The organism is Niallia yueguangensis (genome assembly GCF_052663115.1).
The window spans coordinates 78847-97735 of record NZ_JBQTCX010000015.1; the positions used below are offsets into that span (position 1 = coordinate 78847).

Here is an 18889-nt window from a genome sequence, read left to right on the forward strand (position 1 = left end):
AACAAAACAAAGGTAAGAGAAGCAATTCCTTGTCCAAGCACCAGAATTTATATGTTTCAAGTTAGATAGAACTGTCCAGCTTCGACGCTTCTTATTATAAACAGACTATTATTTTAATCATTTTTTATTTTGCAATTAATGCTTTTCTTTTTGAAAAATCAACGCCTTCATAATAGCTGTTTTTCACTAACACATTCGGCCCTAAACAGCGAACGCTTGGACAGTGGCAATTAAGAGAATTGGCTAAATCGGTTGCCATCCATTTTTGAAAAATACTTCCCAGGTGGTCTTGTTGAATATTTCCTAAAGCGGGAGTATCACCAAAGTCGGTTACAATTACATCGCCTGTGAATATATTAACATTTAAACGAGAACGTCCATCTGGATCATTACGAACGGTTACGTTTTTACTATTATATAGACGATTTAAGAGTTGTAAATCGTCTTCCTTGCTGTTGCACGGATAAAAAGGAAGGGTGCCGAATAACATCCAAACATTTTCATCGCGTATATCTAACAGATGATGAATACTGTCGCGAATTTCATCAAGAGATAAGGTTTCCAATGTTGAAGCAAAGTCTGATGGGTACATTGGATGCACCTCATGCCTTTGACACTTCATTTCGTCGACAATTTGACGATGAATATGTTCTAAATAAGGAAGCGTTCGCTTATTTAACATCGTTTCAGCAGACACGACAACACCAGCTTCTACTAAAGCTCTGCTGTTTGTAATAATATTTTGAAACAGCTTGCTCCTTTGTTCATAAGTGGGTTTTTTTGCCATCATCGCAAAGCCTGTCTCTGCAAATTCTTCCTCTGTTCCCCAGTTATGCGAGATATGCAGAACATCTAAATAAGGAATAACCGGTTCATAACGATCTAATCCTAATGTTAAATTAGAATTTAATTGGGTTTTCACACCACGGCTATGTGCATACTTAAATAAAGGCACCACATAATTTTCGACCGATTTTCTGCTCATCATCGGCTCTCCGCCAGTAATGCTGATAGAACGAAGGTGAGGAATCTCCTCTAATCGTTTTAATAATAAGTCTATCGGAAGGGCATTAGGATCTTTTGGCTGCAGCGTGTACCCGACAGCACAATGTTCACAGCGCATATTGCATAATGTAGTGGTCGTAAATTCTATATTAGAAAGTGTTAGCTTCCCGTGCTGCTCGATATCCATATACGCTTCCCACGGGTCAACACTTGGGTTAATAGATGTGTTTTGAGAAATCATTAATTTACACCTTCTTCATTCAAATCTTTAGTCATTATTGAGCGAAACGGTAAGATTGTCAAACCCTTTTTAAAAAACAAATAAAAGCTGGCTCGAATCAAATAGAGTATGAAAACTTAGTGAAAGATTTCACGATGTTGTTGTTTATAAAGATGCATTTAATAGAAGAAAATCAGATAATCGTTATCTTAATATACATATGTTTTTAGTAAAGCATCTATTTAGTAGTGTATCATAAAGTGGAACATGATATCGTATCTAGTCTAGGAAAAATGGCCATTGGTAATCTTTTTTTATGTCATCTTTTACTACACGGTGTAAAATGATAGGTAGGAAAAAGGAAAAGCATTGCCGAATCGAAAAAAGTTCGGTAGGATGATTATGATAGTGAAAGGAGAGATTCTCTTTGGGTAGTTCGATTACAGGTAAAAACGAACAAGTAGATTTTTTAAAAACAAGATTAAATATGTTTTTAGAAGTATTGGATGCAATCGATCCAGAAGAAGCAGAGTTAGAAGATATTGACCGTTTAATAGAAATGATTGACGATATTGAATCAAAATGCAATGAATTTAAGCATCGAGATTAATAAATGCAAACTAATCATGGAAGGACCTCAATTAAAAAGAAGGTTCTTCCTCTTGGATAACTTTATAAAAAAATAAGGCTGTTTTCGTATAGATTGTTGCTTTTAAACGCGCAGCCTGCATACACTTCGTCCGTTTAGCGAGCGTCGAGCCTCCTCGTCGCATACGCTCCTGTGGGGTCTCGTCTTTCTCGCATTCCCACAGGAGTCTACGTGTATTCCGTCTGCTGAGTACTTCTTCTCCTATTTTTTTATATAAAAACAACAAACTTTGAGAAAACAGCCAAAAATAATAATTGAAAACGATTACAAAAAACTTTTTGTCAGGAAAAGTATAATTTTCAGTAGATTAAATTCCTATTAATAAAAATAGGGTGAGGGGCAATGACATGAATGTAGAAAACTTAAAACAAAGCATCTATCAGTTGGTTGTCGAGACATCAACAAATCTTCCACATGACGTACGAAGAGCAATTAAAAAAGCAAAGGCATTAGAAAGTGCTGGGACTCGTTCTGCAATGAGTTTAGCGACGATTACCCAAAATATTAGCATGGCTGATGAGGAAATTTCCCCTATATGCCAAGATACTGGCTTGCCGACTTTCAAAATTAAAACACCAATCCAAACAAATCAACTAGAAATAAAAGCAGCGATTTATGAATCATTAGAGCTAGCTACTAAAAACGGAAAGCTAAGACCAAATTCGGTTGATTCCTTAACAGGAGAAAACAGCGGAAACAACTTAGGAGCAGGCACACCAGTTATTAAATTTGAACAATGGGAACAAGATTACATCGAAATTGCTTTAATTTTAAAAGGAGGAGGCTGTGAAAATAAAAATATTCAATACAGTCTTCCGTGTGAGCTTGAAGGGTTAGGAAGAGCAGGCCGTGATTTAGATGGCATTAGAAAATGCATCATGCATTCTGTTTATCAAGCACAAGGTCAAGGCTGCAGCGCCGGTTTCATCGGCGTTGGAATTGGCGGAGACCGTTCTGCTGGATATGATTTAGCAAAAGAACAGCTTTTCCGTTCAGTAGATGATACAAATCCGTATCCAGAACTTGCTGCACTTGAAGATTATGTTATGGAAAACGCTAATAAACTTGGAATTGGAACAATGGGATTCGGAGGCGAAACGACGCTTTTAGGCTGTAAAGTAGGCGTAATGAACAGAATTCCGGCAAGCTTCTTCGTTTCTGTTGCTTATAACTGTTGGGCATTCCGTCGTTTAGCGGTAAAAGTAAACGCAGAGACTGGAGTTATTTCTGAATGGAAATATCAAGACGGAGACAAAATTAATTTTAACCAAGAAGAAACGAAACAGAGTACTGGTGAGGAAGAAGTTATTACACTGCAAGCACCGATCAGTGAAGAAGATATCCGCCAATTAAAAGTCGGCGATGTTGTGCAAATAAATGGAATGATGTATACAGGCAGAGATGCGATACACAAACATTTAAGCACAAACGACGCTCCAATCGATTTAAATGGCCAAATTATTTACCACTGCGGACCGGTTATGTTAAAAGACGAGGATGGCAAATGGCATGTAAAAGCAGCAGGACCAACAACGAGCATTAGAGAAGAACCGTATCAAGGCGATATAATGAAAAAGTTTGGCATTCGAGCAGTGATCGGTAAAGGCGGCATGGGTGCCAAAACATTAAAAGCACTAGAAGAACATGGCGGCGTTTATTTAAATGCCATTGGTGGTGCAGCCCAATATTACGCGGATTGCATTAAATCTGTTGAAGGGGTCGACCTGATGCAATTCGGCATCCCAGAAGCAATGTGGCATTTACGTGTCGAAGGCTTTAAAGCAGTCGTAACAATGGATTCACATGGCAATTCCCTTCATCAAGATGTGGAACAGTCATCTTTAGAGAAATTGGGGCAATTTAAAGAAGTTGTTTTTCAGTAAATTTTAAAAAAGCAAGATAATAGGGAGTTCAATTTTCATATGAATTGGACTCCCTTTATTTATTTGATACAAATAACACATTAATTGCTGACTAATTGACAATAAAATGCAATAATCCTTTCCAAATCCTCGTCTTCATTTTACAAGAGAGTTTGTTATTTTATGTTAAAATAAATAGGATAGAAATTTTTTGTTCGGGAGTGTAGAAATATGCAAATGGAGCAAGAAACAATGGGTATGCTAATAGGTGGAGTTTCAATCATAATGGGTATAGCGTTTATCATTGTATTGCTATTAATGTTTTCAAAACAACGAAAGCCATTTCGAACTGCTTATGGACTGGTTATTGGTTTTTTTGTGTTTTTTAGTTGGGCAATATACCAAGCATTAAATGCAATCAGTTTTGATGTTAATCATCCGATGGCATCTGAAGAAATTTCTCTATGTCTTGGTATTGCAGGAGTTTTATGGACAGTTAGTATGTTATTCTTATTATCCGGCTTAATAAAATTTTCATCTACCAGAAAGAATACAGTAGAAACTCAATAAAATTTACCCAAATTAACCAAGCATTTTTTCCTTTTTAACTCAAACAATAAGAGCAGGTTATGTAAGTTAGGAGGAAAAAAAGTGAAGGTTATTGCAAAATATAGCGTTATGTTATGTCTCTTGCTGTTTGTTGGCATTCAACCTGCATTTGCGAATGTCTCCAATCGTCCGATCAACTGGGGATTCAAAAAAGCTGCCAACGAACAGCCTGCAGAAGCAGGAACAGAACTAGATGATTTGCTGAGTAAATATGGAGCTTATTATAAAGATAATCCAGATAAAAAAGTACTCTACTTAACATTTGATAATGGCTATGAAAATGGCTATACAGCAAAAATTTTAGATGTATTAAAAAAAGAACAAGTACCAGCTACTTTTTTTGTCACCGGCCACTATTTAACAAGTGCATCTGATTTAGTAAAAAGAATGGTAGCAGAAGGACATATTATCGGCAATCACTCGTATCACCATCCAGATTTCACGCAAGTTTCGGATGAAAAGCTGAAAACAGAATTACAAACGGTCGTAACAGAAACAGAAAAGCTGACTGGTCAAAAAAGCATGGCCTACTTACGGCCGCCACGTGGCGTGTTTAGTGAGCGTACGTTAAAAATAGGAAAAGAGTTAGGATACACACAAGTATTCTGGTCATTGGCTTTTGTGGACTGGAAAACAGATCAACAAAAAGGCTGGAAATACAGCTACGATAATATGATGGCACAGGCGCATCCGGGCTGTATTATGCTCCTGCATACCGTATCAAAAGATAATGCCGACGCATTAGAGCAAGCTATTAAAGACTTAAAGAAACGAGGATATACGTTTAAAAGCCTTGATGATTTAACGAAAAAAACCTCATGACAGATCCAAATTTGGGTCTGTTTTTTTATCATGATGGGCGAAAAATGGCGTTTTTTGTAGAAGAATAGCTATATCGAAAAAACTGCAACAATAATGAGGAAAATTGCAACAATAATCGGAAAAACTGCAACAAAAACCGAGAAAATTGCAACAATAAAGTGCTATAATACAGAAAAAAGAGAACGGATGATCCATTTTGCAGATAGTTGAGTTTATAGGTCCTTATAATTTTGATTTAGTTTTAAGCCGTTTAGCATTAGACCCCCTTCATCAAGTGGATATAGCAGGCAGAAGTGTAAAAGTACCACTTTTATTAGAAAAAGTGCCGTATGTTGCTACAGTAAAGGCAATAGGAACAACGGAAAATCCCAAGTTTGAAATTTATGGCATTGAAGGAGAGATGGAAGGGCTGCTTTTACAACAATTAACGCGAATTTTTCAATGGGATATTTCCTTGCAATCTGTTCATGAGCATTTTCAACAAACCGATTTAAAAGAGTTATTTCAGATACATCATGGAACACCAATCGTATTAGATTTCAGTCCATATAATTGCTTGGTTAAATGCATTGTCCATCAGCAATTGAATCTGAAATTTGCTTATACACTTACTCATAGATTTGTCACGACATATGGCTTTGAAAAAGAAGGTGTATGGTTTTATCCACAGCCAGAAAAAGTGGCGGAACTTACCGTTGAAGAATTAAGAGAATTGCAATTCAGCACACGAAAAGCAGAATATGTTATAAACCTTTCGAAACAAATTGTGGCCGGAAACCTTCATTTAAATAGTTTTTATCAAAAAACAGACGAAGAAATTATGACAGAGCTGCTTCCTTTAAGAGGAATAGGACCATGGACGGTACAGAACTTTTTACTATTCGGGTTGGGAAGACAAAATTTATTTCCGATTGCAGATATTGGCATTCAAAACGCGATAAAGAAGCTTTTTCAATTAGAAAACAAGCCGACAAAAGAACAAATGGAAGCGTTAATCGTCAATTGGCAGCCTTACTTAAGCTATGCGTCTCTTTATTTATGGAGAAGTATCGAGTAATGCTGGATATTCGAAAAAAGAAGTATTACTATTAAAGGATGATTTCTAAAAGAACGGAGCATTAAAAATGAAAGATAAAAAGCAAACCAATACGGTGAAACTGACACAAGGTCAAACCTTTCCTTTAACAATAAAACGTTTAGGCATTAATGGGGAAGGCGTTGGCTATTTCAAACGGCAAGTTGTGTTTGTGCCTGGCGCACTTCCAGGTGAAGAGGTCGTTGTAGAAGCTACAAAAGTTCAGCCGAAGTTTTCAGAAGGAAAAATAAAAAAAATTCGAAAATCATCTCCTTTCCGAGTAAAAGCGCCCTGCCCAATTTACGAACAATGTGGAGGATGCCAGCTTCAGCATTTAGCTTATGATCAGCAGCTGAAGGAAAAACGGGATATTGTCATCCAATCGATGGAACGGCACACAAAGCTTAAAGTCGATAAGTTGGATATTCGTCCAACTCTTGGCATGAAAGAGCCATGGAATTATCGCAATAAGAGCCAATTCCAAATAGGGCAGCAAAAAAATGGCAAAATCATCGCAGGTTTATATGGAATAGATTCCCACCGATTAGTGCCGATTCAAAACTGCATGGTGCAGCATCCTTTAACGAATAAAGTGTCAGAAGAAGTAAGACGTATTTTAGAAGAGCTGCAAGTTCCAATTTATAATGAACGCACACAAAAAGGAATTGTCCGTACGATCGTAACGCGTGCAGGCTTTCAATCAGGCGAAGTACAAGTCGTGTTAATAACAACGCAAAAAGAAGTGCCACGCAAAAAATTAATTATGGCAGAAATTCAAAAAAGACTGCCAGAAGTAAAATCACTTGTACAAAACATTAACGGGAACAAAACCTCGCTTATTTTTGGAGAAAAAACATTGCATTTAAGCGGAGAAGAAGTCATCCAAGAAACATTAGGAGACTTAAATTTCGAATTATCCGCAAGAGCATTTTTTCAATTAAACCCAATTCAAACCGTCACATTATACGATGAAGTAAAAAAAGCAGCAGGATTAACAGGCAAAGAAAAAATTGCCGATGCCTATTGCGGAGTTGGAACAATCGGATTATGGCTGGCAGACGGAGCAAGCGAAGTGCGCGGCATGGACACAATCGAAGCAGCCATCTTTGATGCCCAAAAAAACGCAGCACGTCACGGAATCGAAAACGCCACCTACGTAACAGGCACAGCCGAACACTGGCTGCCAAAATGGGTAGAAGAAGGCTGGCGCCCAGACGTAGTAGTAGTCGATCCCCCGCGAACAGGCTGCGACCGTAAATTATTAGATGCAATTAAAAAAGTAAAACCGAAGAAATTTGTATACGTGTCATGCAATCCATCTACATTGGCAAAGGATATTGATTATTTATCGAAAGAGTATAAAGTGGAGTATATTCAGCCAGTGGATATGTTTCCGCATACAGCGCACGTCGAATGTGTTTCGCAGATGGTTTTGAAAGTGTAAAGCCAAAATAAATACTTGCTATTCCGACTCTGAATTCGTTAAAAAATATATTTGCGATTTCGGGGTCTTTTTCATAGCAATCCAATGTCCATGAATCTTTTCTAGTTCTTCTTTCCAAATAAGAAAATATAGTTTCAACTTCAAAAAAAGTAATTTCGAAGATTGTTTTCTTCATGGTGACTAAAAAGTAAATGGTTCATCTGCTTTGTTATAATAAAAATAAATATTGATTAGGGAGGGATAAGTTTATGACTGATTCAAGCTCTAAAACTGATTCACAAGATTTATGGGAGATCATTTTAATAGAAATCTCAAGTAGGATATCAAAACCTTCATTCGATACTTGGATTGCACCGACATCTGGCCAAATATTGGACGAACATACACTGGTAATTACGGCGGCAAATGACTTTTCAAAAGAATGGATCAAGGAGAGATATAAGCATCTCTTTATGGAAGTGTTAAAAGAGTTAACTGATCAAGATTTCAACATAAAAGTTATATCCCCTGATAGACAAAATATTAATACTAAAATTGAAATGGATAAGGAACAAGCGATGGGGTATATGCTGCTTGCCTGCAAGGAGATTGGCTTATCCTCTAATCAAGTGAAGCAAATTCATTCAAGCATACTTGCTCAGTTTAATACACATACACCTGAAGAGGCTAAAAAGGAAGGGATAAACTGGTTTCAATCACTTGATAAGGGAATAACTCAATAAACGTAAAAATCCCAAAATCAGTGAATTCATAGACATCAGAAGTCTCAATCTGATATTTCCCAAGATAGGAGAGACAAATAGTTCCAAAAGATTACATGCTTAGAGCGAGAAGGTTCGTAAAGAATTGGTGCGAATGAAGAACGGGCCGTTAACTATCTAATATTTTATTTAAATTCGACAAGTTTTGGATCGCTTCGGGGCGTCACTGTGAACAAAAATTATTTACATCCAGATAACAGATTTAACGGCAGCAAACCAATAGCTGTTAGTATGGAAGAGTGGAAAAGATGGCGTGGAATGCGTAATCGTCTACCTAACTTACATCTACTTGAAGGTAGGAGTAATGGTAGCAAAAATGATATGCGTCTCATTGATTATTACAATGATATGAACGATGAACAAAAGTCGGAATTTTGTAAACAGGCCATGATTCCGCAAGATGTATCACTTGAAATAGAGGACTTCGAAAAATTTTATGAGGCAAGAAAAGCAATACTTACGGAAAAGATCCGTGAGTTGTTAGGGTGATACCTATGCTCCATGTGAGTGAAAAAGCTTGAGGTGGTTTAAATGCTAAGAATTGAGGAATACATTGCTCGAAGAAAAAAAGAAGATAAGCTCAATGAATTTGACATTGATGCACGTACTCAAAATATGAAAATCTGCGTCGATTATGTGTTCGAGTACTTTAATAACTATCTGAATATTACGGAAGCTGAAGAAAAAACAGTACTGCACAATGAAAAGCTAGAGAAGTATCGTAAGCAGCTTAGGGAGTATGAGCCTGACGTTAGGGAATGGGTTGTTGGCATTTATAATGAATATGGGAAGCAAATACATAAATACATTGGAAACATTTTGAAGGAGAATGAGTTCTTCTTTCTGTATAATGCTGATAGTGAATTTAGAAATGCTTCATATGATTGTTACTCAAGATTGATTAAAAGATTGCCGTTTCTTAAGGATCAGACGGAAATGCTTTTTCTTTTAATAAAAGACTATCATAGGGTAGAAAGCGAGCAAAGGTTTAATTTTGGAATACCATCAATATCGGAAGAAATAACTGATTGGATCAATAAAACTTGGGCAAAACATCAGGTTAATCTTCTTGCCTTTGCTTATGATTGGATAAATAGATTTTTTGATAATGAGGATATTTGGCCTTCAACTCATAGAAAAAAAAGTCAACATACTTGGAGAAAGTACGATTATGATTACAAGCAAAAAAGTAATCTTTTTAATCTCGATTCCCTATATAGAAAGATGCCGAAAAAGTCCTTCACAAAAGGAAGAAAGCAAGAGTTTGAAATACTGTTAATGTACTATTGGCTTCATGACATGGAAGGCGATAATTGATTATTGGCAGGAGTATTTAGAGACGGTTTTACCGGGTTTAAAAAGAGAATAACGATTGATTTCGATTGAAGGTAGGAGGTTTAAAATAATTGTATGAAAAGAAAGATTTATCATATTTAGGAGTATGAAAAAACAGCCACATGGTGAAGTGGCACATATCTTTTACCCTAACGTATATTTAAAACACTATGCTGCTGATACATTTTGGTTATTTACTCATGAGCCGGACAATATACCATACTTTTTATCAGCATTAGTAGAGGAGGCTTACGAAGAGTATCTGATATGTGAAGTAGATGTTGAAGAATTATGTTGGCTATGCTTTGATGATAATAATTTCTGGTATAGTGGCTTTTGTTTATTAAAACCTAAAAAGGAGTACGAAGAAGTTAATAAAAGTGTTCCAATACTTTGGTCTGTTATATCATCAAAGTTAAGATTTCAGGACTATTTTGAATTTGATCATAAGTTGTTAGTATATGCATTGGTATGCTATCTAATAAAAAGTAAAATGATAGAAATTGAGGGTGTTGCGGAAATACGTAAATATGAAGTATTAAGAAACTCGCATAATAAGTATGGATTAAGCCTAATAAGTGAAGCCAAGTTTTTGAGGCAAGGATTTATTATTGATGGAAGATATTATCTTTATAATATATTTTTTGATACTACGATTGGAGCAGCTACTGATGATGTTCTGTATACTCTTAAGATAATTAACGACGAAATATATAAAAAAGAATTATTTCTTAGATGCGATGAAAAAGTAGCTGTACCAGCAGATAAGATGATAAGCACTGCTACTATGGATTTTCAAAAGTATCGTGGAATAACAGTTGACTTTGGGGATATTGAAAAGCTAGTTAATAAAAAGGAAATTATAGTTCACTATGATCCTAAGTATCTGGATAAAGTTGTTATGATAATTAAACCAGATAGGGATCGAGATGGTCGTAATTTTTATCATATTGAAGTTGAAGAATTATGGAGTCCTGAGAAAGTTAGAGATAATTTTGTAATTACGAATTATGTGCACGCACAGTACTATCCAGATAAAAGAGTCTTTAATCACATTGATTTTTCTGTAAACCAGTACTCAAAAGATATCTTTGAAGAAAAATTCAGAGATTCTGTAACAGACACTGAAGTTCCTATTGATAGATATGGTGATGAGCACTATAAAATCTGGTGTGTTGAAAGTGATTCGATTGAAATAAGTACCTGGAGTAAACTCGTTTGTGCCACACTTGACGAACCTTTTAGGGATTTATTTATTGAGATGTTTTCCATGAAAATTGATTGATGACTAATCTAACCTTACACTGTTTTTGTAAACATAAAAGGTACAATTTTAATAGGAGGCGAAGCGTGAGTAAGTATAACTTAGGACAGAATGAAAGTGCAAATTGTGCGTTAACAATAGCAGAGTTATGCAATGAAATTGCTGACAAGAATGAAGACTTAGTTTCAAATTCGCCAGATTCATTAAGAGCCAAGAATGCCATTAAGGTTTACGATATTGACTCCATGTATATTGATCGACTATTGGATACTTATTCTGCAAATGATCAAGGCATTCGTGATGAAATTGAAAATGCACTGCAAAAATTGAAGAAGTCTGAAAATGTCAAGCAAGTCTATCGAGAAATATTGAATGCAATTGATGATAAGGAAATCGATCCAGATGAAGATATTTTTGCCGTGAAGCGACGATATTTCACAGAAGCTCATGATCAAGTGATTGAAAATTTTGCGAATACTTGGTATGTAGCTGAAAATGAACTTCATTCATCAGCAATTCAATATGTACCTGGGGTGGATCGGATACCGAATATCGGAAGCGTTATTGATAGTAAGCAATATGATCTATACAAAGTAGCTCATCCAGAAGCTAAACCATTAAAGTATGGACCAGAGATGAAACGTCAATGGAGAAAAACATTGGATGAAGTTGTTTTACCATTGGATGATGAATTGAGATAGAATCGAAAAGGATCCTTTCCTTGTGCAAAGTATCCCCTTTATAATGGACGTTTTGAAAAAACTACTACAAATATTAGGCAACAAGAAGAGGATGATTTCTGTATTTTATAGGAGTCATCTTTTTTTATTGTATTAACATTTATAGTGATGGTCATAGATCATACACAATTTAATATCTAATTTTAGTTGTTCTAGATAGCTACACTTAATTGAACAATTATTTTTAGGTCAAGGAGAATAAGACAATAGAGAATCTAACATGGATAAAAGAACACACCGAACTGAACCTTTACTGCAGAATTTAAACAACAAACGATGCAATTATATTTGAATGGAACATCACGAACAAGCTTGTGTCTACTCAATTGACCTGAAGATTCGTAAAGAATTAGAGCGAATAGAGAACGAGCCGTTCACTATCAAATATTTTATTTACATTCGACAAATTTCAGGTCGCTTCGGGGCGGCACTGTAACCAAAAAACAAAGCTGATTTTCTTCTTGTGGTGTAAGGTCAGAAAAGGTCATTTCATGTGCTTGTTGTTGTCGCCTTTGGTTATAAGCATTGATTGCTTCATGCTTCAATACTCGTTTACAAAAGCTATTAAACGCACAACGCACTTGCCACTCTGTACGAATAGGTTCCATGCGTTCACCTCCCTTCGATAATGCAAAGGTTGCGGTGATCTCCCCTTTCATAGCCTTCAACAATACTTTTTCTAAAATGTTAAAAATAATAGTGAATTTTTTGAGAAAATTTTAATCTAGTCATGTAGATTATGTAATAACCTCCTGAAATGAAACATTATTAGTTTCTGTAGGAAGAGAGGGCAAATATGGAGAAGGGAAAAGGCTAATGAAAAACAGTGTTGTTCCATCTGACTAGATGAACAGCACGATTCTTTGTTTGAAGTGTTTAATAGTAGGATAATCATCTAAGGGTTATATGGATGTAGTTTTTGATGTCCTAGTGGGTAGACAGACCTTCAATCCAAATGAAAATAAAACAAAGGAATGAACAAGCTGAATAATCCAGCTTTTAAGCTTGCAATCTATGAAACTTTGCGATATTGGAGTCTGCCTCTCACTACGGTACACGTATAACAAAACCTGTTTTCTTTATACACCTTTAAGTACCTATTTGTTTATCTCTTTCACCGACTCTGCATGTGTGGAGCCGGTAAAAGGGAGGGATTATCTTATCTCTACTCGAATGTATATCTTATCTAATCTTTATTTTTCAGACAGGTTCTTATAAGTTAAGCAGTAACGATGGACATGCTAGCAATTTCATCAAATATAATTTACCTGGTTTATTATTATAATCTATATCTTTGGATAATTTGTTGATTGAACAGCACCATCATAAAAAATTTGAGAATCAACCATCTGAATTTTTTCTATTTTCCTTGTATAAGCTACTGATAGGATATAATCATTATCTATCTCATACTGCTTAAATTTCCATATGCAATTTAAATCCTCTCCCTCTGATGTAAAGGATATTTTAGGAGAACAATTCTGATTAAATTCAACCGAGAAAGAGGATAAGTCTCTGCTTAAACCTTCCCCAATAGCTTTTAGAAAGCATTCCTTCATCGTCCAGATCTTAAAAAATCGTTTTTTCCGCTCTAAACTATTCTTTGAAAGTTTAAGAAATTGGCTTTCTTTCTGCGTGAAAATTTGCTGAGCCACATCCATTTCAATTTCTTGAATTTTTTCAATATCTATTCCAACGGGATCATTATCTACCACGCAAACTACCCAGCAACCAGAGTGCGAAAGATTAAAATAAATATTATTGGGGAGCACTAGTTGCGGTTTTCCATTTATTCCAGTACAAAATTTAATTTCTTGATTAGAACAACCTCTAAATTGATTGACCGCATATCGTACTAAAAGTTCAGCAAAAACACTTCTAATTTTGTCTTCTTGTTTTCTATATTCCTTTATCCTAAAAAGTCGTTCTTTGCTAATCTTTGGCAGTAACATTGTGTATCGCAAAATCTCAATATTGAAATCAAGCTTTATCGCCCAAATCATTTTGCAAGAGTTGAGCGAAGACCAACTGAGGAAAAAATGCCTAGTAGAGAAAGAACGCCTGATCCAATCATTGCAGCGCTAAAGCCAGTCGTAAATGCAGTCGTCGTCACTATATCTCCAAAAGCGTAGAAGATAATAACAGAAACCGTGATTCCTACCGCACCACCAAGGAGCCGAAACATATTATAGATCCCTGACGCTTTAGCAATCTCAGTTCTGCTAACAGATCCAAGTGCTGCTTTCTGTAATGCGGGCCCTGCCATTGAAATGCCAGCACCTGCAAAGATAAGTGGAATAACCATTAGCCAATATGGATTCCCTAGTACCAAAGTTAGCACAATCAACAAATAACCTATTCCTTGAAGAAGCAGACCAGTGATCGCTACCAAGCGTTCACCAAATTTATCAACAGCTTTTCCAGCTATTGGAGCTACAATGACCAATGTCCCTGTCCAAGGTAAAAGCTGAAGCCCTGCAATCAATGCGTTTGATTTATCTACAACCTGTAAATATTGGGGCAAGAAAAACACTACGCCATACATAGATGCGTAAAGTAAAAAAGTAGAGATGATTCCCCCACTGAAAGTCCAAGATTTGAAAAAAGAAAGTGGAATCATTGGACTTTTTTCATGCCTCTGTCGCAAAACAAAGATGATTCCCAAAACAATACTTAACACCCCAATAATTATTGTTGAAATCTCGATCTTTTTAGAAGTACTTTCTGATAACGCCCAGATAACCCCTGCTGAAGAAAGGACAATCAGTATAGAATCAATGATGTTTAAATGATTACCCTGTAACTGAGTTTCTGGTAGTTTACGTTGCGATAGATAAATACCAATAAGACCTATGGGAACATTGATCCAAAAAATCCATTGCCAAGCGAGCTTAGCAACAATTAAACCACCCAATGCAGGCCCTACAATGAGGGCAAGCCCGCCTATCCCACTCCAAATACCCAGAGCCTTTCCACGTTCGGAAGGAGGAATAGATGCCGTTAATATGGCCATCGACATAGGGGTCATTACAGAGGCACCGATTCCCTGTATTACCCTAGAAGCTATTAAAAGATCTATATTACTTGATAATGCACAAAAGACTGAACCCAATACAAAGATAAAGAGACCGATATTATACAACTTTCTGTGCCCGATGCGACCTCCAATCGCAACACCAATCAATAAAACAGCTGCAATTGTAACGTTATAAGCATTGAGCGCCCATTGTAGCTCGCCAACCGAAACTCTAAAATCATTTCGAATAGCTGTTGACGCGGTTGTTACAATCATCGAATCCATCATCGCCATGAAGAAACCAAGCGATGTAAGCACGAGTACCCAAGTTGAATTTGTTTGTTTATTTGCCATTGGCTGCTACCCTCCTGTCAACTCCACTGAGATGTTCAAGAACCTTCTGCAGGAATATCTCCGGGGACGTCACCGGGACAACATGCATTGCGCCTGGAATGATCTGTATTATTGAATTGGGAATTATTTTTGCAGCTTCCTTTGCGACAAGCCTATACGCAGGACGAGCATATTCACCGTAACTTATAGTAACAGGACACGAAATTCTTTTTAAGTCCTCAGAAGAAACGGGTAAATTTGGGGCACTCCGTTTGGTAAACATCAACGGAACCGTGCTTGCATTATCAAAGAATCTCTGTTTTAGTTCCTCATCGAATTCTTCAAATACTCCTGCTCGGTTGCAGGCTCCATTAACAATATACTTAACAGCCTCTTTTGTATTCCCAGCTTTTACTGCTTCTATAGCGGGACTTGCCATTTCTACACGATCACACTGGATTTGCTGCAATATTTCTTTATTTAAAACAAAAGATGAAATGCCAGGTTCATAAGCAAACACAGATTTCACCAGATCTGGTCTTCTTGCAGCAACCAGCAAAACAAGTGACGCTCCATATGACCATCCAACGAGATTAACAGGCGAGGTACAAACTTTTTCTAAGAAATCAATAATATCTTCAATATGATTATCAACACTAAAATCACTTTCTTTGGCCTCCATAGACTCTTCCCAAAAGCCTTCAAGAGTAGGGAAAAATAAGTGACCCGAATCGTGCCAATGTTCTCTTACCTGCGACCAAATCCGTCGATCGGAAATATAGCCATGAACAAACATGGTCTCTTCACCCTGTCCGACCTCATCATAGCATAGGACGTGATTATTACTCATCATTTCTCAACTCCTTGTTTGCTGACCATTTTCGATAACTCAGATCGAAATATCTCCTGAAATTTATCAACAAATTCAGGATTGAGGATTGTATGGTGCTCTCCTGGAACTTCGATGTACCGCACAGGGGAGCGAGAATATTTATCCCACTTCTTTAACATTGTTGCTAAATAATCAGTCTTACTTCCCCAGATTGGTTCAGCATAAAAGACAGTAACGTCATTTACACTTCCTCTAGGTTTGTAAGAACCTCCAATTTGAGAAAGACCATAAGCCAAATCATTCCAATGTTTAAATGTCGTCAAATCTTGTCCAAGCTCTCGAATTCTCGATGTCGGTGCCAATGAAAAAAGATAGTCTACTGGATTTATATCCTCAGATTCTCTTAGATTATTACCAATAGTATCAAGTTGACTTTTATCAATAAAGCCGAGAAAGAAAGACAACATAAGAGCACTTTCTACCCTATCAACCTTACCACGAGGATGTTCAATTACTGGCGGAGCATCAATTACTAAAACGTGTACTTTCTCCCCCATTGCTTCCAAAGTTTGCGCAACCGGTAGTGAAACTGCTCCACCATAGGAGTAGCCTGCAATATAGTACGGCCCATGGGGTTGATATTTCTTAATAGCAGCAACATAGATAGATACAAGTTCATCAAAAGACTCAAAAAATTTCTCACCTGGATTGAATCCACGTGCTCTTAAAGCATAAACAGGTCTTTCATCCATGAAAAAATTAGCCATATTTACAAAAACCAAAACCTCTCCAACTCCTGGGTGAATCATAAAAATGGGAGTCCCCTCTCCCTTTTCCTGAAGTGGTACGATTGGATTGTATTCTTTATTAATAGTTTCATTGGAAGAAAAAAGACTAGTTATCCCTCTTGGTGTAGGGGCTCGAAGCAAGTCCACTAAAGAAAAATTTCGTTTGACATCAAATTGTTCTCTAAGACTAGTAAGTAAACGTAAAATCTCTAGTGACGTACCGCCTAATGAAAAGAAATTACTGGTCGCACCTATTTCCCTTATTGGAATTCCTGTTATCTTCGAAAATAAATTGATTATTTTCTCTTCGTATTCATACTTAGCAGGAACAATTGGTGGAGTATATTCTTTTTCTAAGCCAGAAAAATCTGCTATTAAACTGTCAAACTCTCCTGCTTCGTATTTCTTTTGCAGCTTGGAACGCTGAATTTTACCAAGACTTGTCTTAGTAAGTATATCTTTGGATACAGGGAGCACTAAAAGAGGACGAAATCCCCAGTGTAATATAGTGATATTTCTAATTGCAATATTAATATTTCTAAGTTGTTGAAGCGTATTATAATTACTCAGTGGAGTATAGAAAACAACAAGTGACTCTGTATCTGATCCAACTGGTCGGGTTGAGAATGCAGCAATAAAAGAAGGGGCTATACCTTCAAGACCTCCAATTACTGTTTCAAGTTCGTAAAGAAAGTAATTATTACCATTAACAATAATGCTATCTTTACTTCTCCCTACTAAGCGTAAAGATCCTGAGTTGGGCTCAATAATGCCCAGATCCCCTGTTCTAAACCATCCATCTTCAGTAAATGCTTCCTTTGTAGCTTTTTCATTGGAATAATATTTACTGAATATCATAGCACCGTGCAGCTGAAGTTCCCCTTCTTGACCTGGCTTCATGACCTCTCCGTTTTCCCCAAGAATTCGAATTTTCAAATTAGGAATAGGTTTTCCGAGAGTTGCGAACTCACTTTTGCCAATTTCATTCTCAAAATTAGTTGAATAGATTGATCCAGCACAGGTTTCGGTCATACCAAATGCTGGCCAAATAACTGAACGCTTGATACCTAAGTCTGCAAATGTATTTAAGAAGCGTTCGCCTGTTTCACATACGTTAGCCTCGCCTCCAGAAATAATACGTTTGAGGTAAGAAAAATCCAATTGCTGAATTTTTTCTGGTAAACCACCATCTGCACTATCTACCAGTGATGTAATTTGTCCCAGGAGGAAGTTAGGAGTAAATGTATGGGAAACTCGATATTTGCTAATTAGTTTTAAAAAAAAGAGTGGATCTGAAACAATATCAACCGCTGGAACTTGAACCTGTGTTGAACCCGTGAACAATGGCAAGAAGTGGCACTCTGTTAATGCCGCAACATGATCAAAAGCAATCCAATTCATGGTAATATCGGTATCTGATATTCCTGTAGCAAGTCGCTTTCCTTCTAATGAATTAAGGATATTTTTATGAGTCAAGACAATTGCTTTTGGAGCACCAGTTGAACCAGAACTCAACATTAAAAAAGCGATGTCCGGAATGTTATTGCTATCAACTTTTGTAGGTGTAGATACAGAATTATGTAAGTCTTCTACCTTGAGAATTTTATTACTTATATCAAATAATTTAAGGTTACGCGATGAAATAATGAAGGTGGGATTATTAAGCAACTTTGATATATGATTTAGGCTTCCTCTCCATACTTCCATATCTGTAACTCGAGGAATTATTGGGCAAGGTATTATCCCTCCCAAAACGCAGGCCCAAATTAAAGGAATAAAGTCAGAATGTTCCTCTAAGGCTATAACAACAATATCTCCAGTATTAATTCCATTCTTATACAAATTACTAAGTAACAACTTAGATTCATTATAGGTATCGAGATAAGTGGTAACTCTTTCCCCTCTAGAATCAGCATATATAATTGATTTATTCGGAAATTTCTCAACACAATAAGAAATCATTTCGGAAAGGTTTTCTGTATTCTGGTGAAATCCCTCTCGCACTACACTTTTAGCGGCAATATTATCGGTTACCATAATTATCTCCATCTCCTTTCTAGTTCAAATATACAAATACTTTTTAACAATAATACATACGCCATTAAAAATTTTAGTTTAAAAGTACAAATACTTT

Annotated in this window: 16 protein-coding genes and 1 pseudogene; 11 read left to right on the forward strand and 6 right to left on the reverse strand. The window is 36.5% G+C overall.

Annotated elements, in window-relative coordinates; translation table 11 throughout:
* Positions 1-124: 124 nt before the first annotated feature.
* Entirely contained in the window at positions 125-1243 is a 1119-nt protein-coding gene (yfkAB, locus tag ACTYA4_RS14565) for a radical SAM/CxCxxxxC motif protein YfkAB (RefSeq protein WP_443482254.1), read from the reverse strand.
* A gap of 409 nt (positions 1244-1652) precedes the next feature.
* On the opposite strand from yfkAB, the gene ACTYA4_RS14570 reads away from it, so the two are divergent.
* From ACTYA4_RS14570 to ACTYA4_RS14620, 11 genes and pseudogenes are all read left to right on the forward strand, one after another.
* Positions 1653-1835, forward strand: coding sequence for an SE1561 family protein (locus ACTYA4_RS14570; protein ID WP_443482171.1), 183 nt, complete (start codon positions 1653-1655; stop codon positions 1833-1835).
* 386 nt (positions 1836-2221) lie between these two features.
* Entirely contained in the window at positions 2222-3757 is a 1536-nt protein-coding gene (locus ACTYA4_RS14575) for a fumarate hydratase (protein ID WP_443482170.1), read from the forward strand.
* 210 nt (positions 3758-3967) lie between these two features.
* Positions 3968-4306 (forward strand): hypothetical protein, encoded by a 339-nt coding sequence (locus ACTYA4_RS14580; RefSeq protein ID WP_443482169.1) that lies wholly within the window; start codon positions 3968-3970, stop codon positions 4304-4306.
* Between the two features lie 108 nt (positions 4307-4414).
* On the forward strand, positions 4415-5167 hold the full coding sequence (gene pdaA / locus ACTYA4_RS14585; RefSeq protein ID WP_443482253.1) for a delta-lactam-biosynthetic de-N-acetylase: 753 nt from the start codon (positions 4415-4417) through the stop codon (positions 5165-5167).
* A 196-nt stretch (positions 5168-5363) separates the two neighbouring features.
* Positions 5364-6224 (forward strand): DNA-3-methyladenine glycosylase family protein, encoded by an 861-nt coding sequence (locus tag ACTYA4_RS14590; protein WP_443482168.1) that lies wholly within the window; start codon positions 5364-5366, stop codon positions 6222-6224.
* A 67-nt stretch (positions 6225-6291) separates the two neighbouring features.
* Positions 6292-7686, forward strand: a complete 1395-nt coding sequence (rlmD, locus tag ACTYA4_RS14595) for a 23S rRNA (uracil(1939)-C(5))-methyltransferase RlmD (protein WP_443482167.1) — start codon at positions 6292-6294, stop codon at positions 7684-7686.
* Positions 7687-7934: 248 nt separating this feature from the next.
* Positions 7935-8408 (forward strand): DnaA N-terminal domain-containing protein, encoded by a 474-nt coding sequence (locus ACTYA4_RS14600; RefSeq protein ID WP_443482166.1) that lies wholly within the window; start codon positions 7935-7937, stop codon positions 8406-8408.
* Positions 8409-8615: 207 nt separating this feature from the next.
* Positions 8616-8936: a hypothetical protein gene (locus ACTYA4_RS14605; protein ID WP_443482165.1), complete on the forward strand. Its 321-nt coding sequence runs from the start codon at positions 8616-8618 to the stop codon at positions 8934-8936.
* Between the two features lie 42 nt (positions 8937-8978).
* Positions 8979-9764 carry a hypothetical protein gene (locus tag ACTYA4_RS14610; protein ID WP_443482164.1) on the forward strand — a complete coding sequence of 262 codons (786 nt, stop codon included), beginning with the start codon at positions 8979-8981 and terminating at the stop codon, positions 9762-9764.
* A 124-nt stretch (positions 9765-9888) separates the two neighbouring features.
* Complete coding sequence (locus ACTYA4_RS14615; protein ID WP_443482163.1) at positions 9889-11067, forward strand: hypothetical protein; 1179 nt, start codon at positions 9889-9891, stop codon at positions 11065-11067.
* A 191-nt stretch (positions 11068-11258) separates the two neighbouring features.
* Positions 11259-11747 (forward strand): annotated as a pseudogene (locus tag ACTYA4_RS14620) (type I restriction endonuclease subunit R, EcoR124 family); the annotation flags it as partial.
* A gap of 428 nt (positions 11748-12175) precedes the next feature.
* Here the strand turns inward: ACTYA4_RS14620 and ACTYA4_RS14625 are convergent.
* From ACTYA4_RS14625 to ACTYA4_RS14645, 5 genes are all read right to left on the reverse strand, one after another.
* Positions 12176-12394 (reverse strand): hypothetical protein, encoded by a 219-nt coding sequence (locus tag ACTYA4_RS14625; protein ID WP_443482162.1) that lies wholly within the window; start codon positions 12392-12394, stop codon positions 12176-12178.
* A gap of 678 nt (positions 12395-13072) precedes the next feature.
* The gene (locus tag ACTYA4_RS14630) at positions 13073-13738 is read right to left on the reverse strand and encodes a 4'-phosphopantetheinyl transferase family protein (protein WP_443482161.1); all 666 of its coding nucleotides are present in this window, start codon (positions 13736-13738) and stop codon (positions 13073-13075) included.
* A 47-nt stretch (positions 13739-13785) separates the two neighbouring features.
* Positions 13786-15156: an MFS transporter gene (locus ACTYA4_RS14635; protein WP_443482160.1), complete on the reverse strand. Its 1371-nt coding sequence runs from the start codon at positions 15154-15156 to the stop codon at positions 13786-13788.
* Positions 15146-15988, reverse strand: coding sequence for an alpha/beta fold hydrolase (locus ACTYA4_RS14640; RefSeq protein WP_443482159.1), 843 nt, complete (start codon positions 15986-15988; stop codon positions 15146-15148). Before ACTYA4_RS14640 ends, ACTYA4_RS14635 begins: the two co-directional genes overlap by 11 nt.
* A complete protein-coding gene (locus tag ACTYA4_RS14645; RefSeq protein ID WP_443482158.1) occupies positions 15985-18792 on the reverse strand; it encodes a non-ribosomal peptide synthetase in 2808 nt (935 codons plus the stop codon). The genes ACTYA4_RS14640 and ACTYA4_RS14645 overlap by 4 nt, the downstream gene beginning before the upstream one ends.
* Positions 18793-18889 lie beyond the last annotated feature (97 nt).

Excerpts from the sequence above, each read along its gene's own strand:
- ACTYA4_RS14640 (WP_443482159.1), bottom strand. The coding sequence starts at position 15,988 with ATGATGAGTAATAATCACGTCCTATGCTATGATGAGGTCGGACAGGGT.
- ACTYA4_RS14610 (WP_443482164.1), top strand. The coding sequence starts at position 8,979 with ATGCTAAGAATTGAGGAATACATTGCTCGAAGAAAAAAAGAAGATAAG.
- ACTYA4_RS14615 (WP_443482163.1), top strand. The coding sequence starts at position 9,889 with ATGAAAAAACAGCCACATGGTGAAGTGGCACATATCTTTTACCCTAAC.
- ACTYA4_RS14600 (WP_443482166.1), top strand. The coding sequence starts at position 7,935 with ATGACTGATTCAAGCTCTAAAACTGATTCACAAGATTTATGGGAGATC.
- ACTYA4_RS14645 (WP_443482158.1), bottom strand. The coding sequence starts at position 18,792 with ATGGTAACCGATAATATTGCCGCTAAAAGTGTAGTGCGAGAGGGATTT.
- rlmD (WP_443482167.1), top strand. The coding sequence starts at position 6,292 with ATGAAAGATAAAAAGCAAACCAATACGGTGAAACTGACACAAGGTCAA.
- ACTYA4_RS14575 (WP_443482170.1), top strand. The coding sequence starts at position 2,222 with ATGAATGTAGAAAACTTAAAACAAAGCATCTATCAGTTGGTTGTCGAG.
- ACTYA4_RS14630 (WP_443482161.1), bottom strand. The coding sequence starts at position 13,738 with ATGTTACTGCCAAAGATTAGCAAAGAACGACTTTTTAGGATAAAGGAA.
- ACTYA4_RS14580 (WP_443482169.1), top strand. The coding sequence starts at position 3,968 with ATGCAAATGGAGCAAGAAACAATGGGTATGCTAATAGGTGGAGTTTCA.
- ACTYA4_RS14635 (WP_443482160.1), bottom strand. The coding sequence starts at position 15,156 with ATGGCAAATAAACAAACAAATTCAACTTGGGTACTCGTGCTTACATCG.
- pdaA (WP_443482253.1), top strand. The coding sequence starts at position 4,415 with ATGTTATGTCTCTTGCTGTTTGTTGGCATTCAACCTGCATTTGCGAAT.
- ACTYA4_RS14625 (WP_443482162.1), bottom strand. The coding sequence starts at position 12,394 with ATGGAACCTATTCGTACAGAGTGGCAAGTGCGTTGTGCGTTTAATAGC.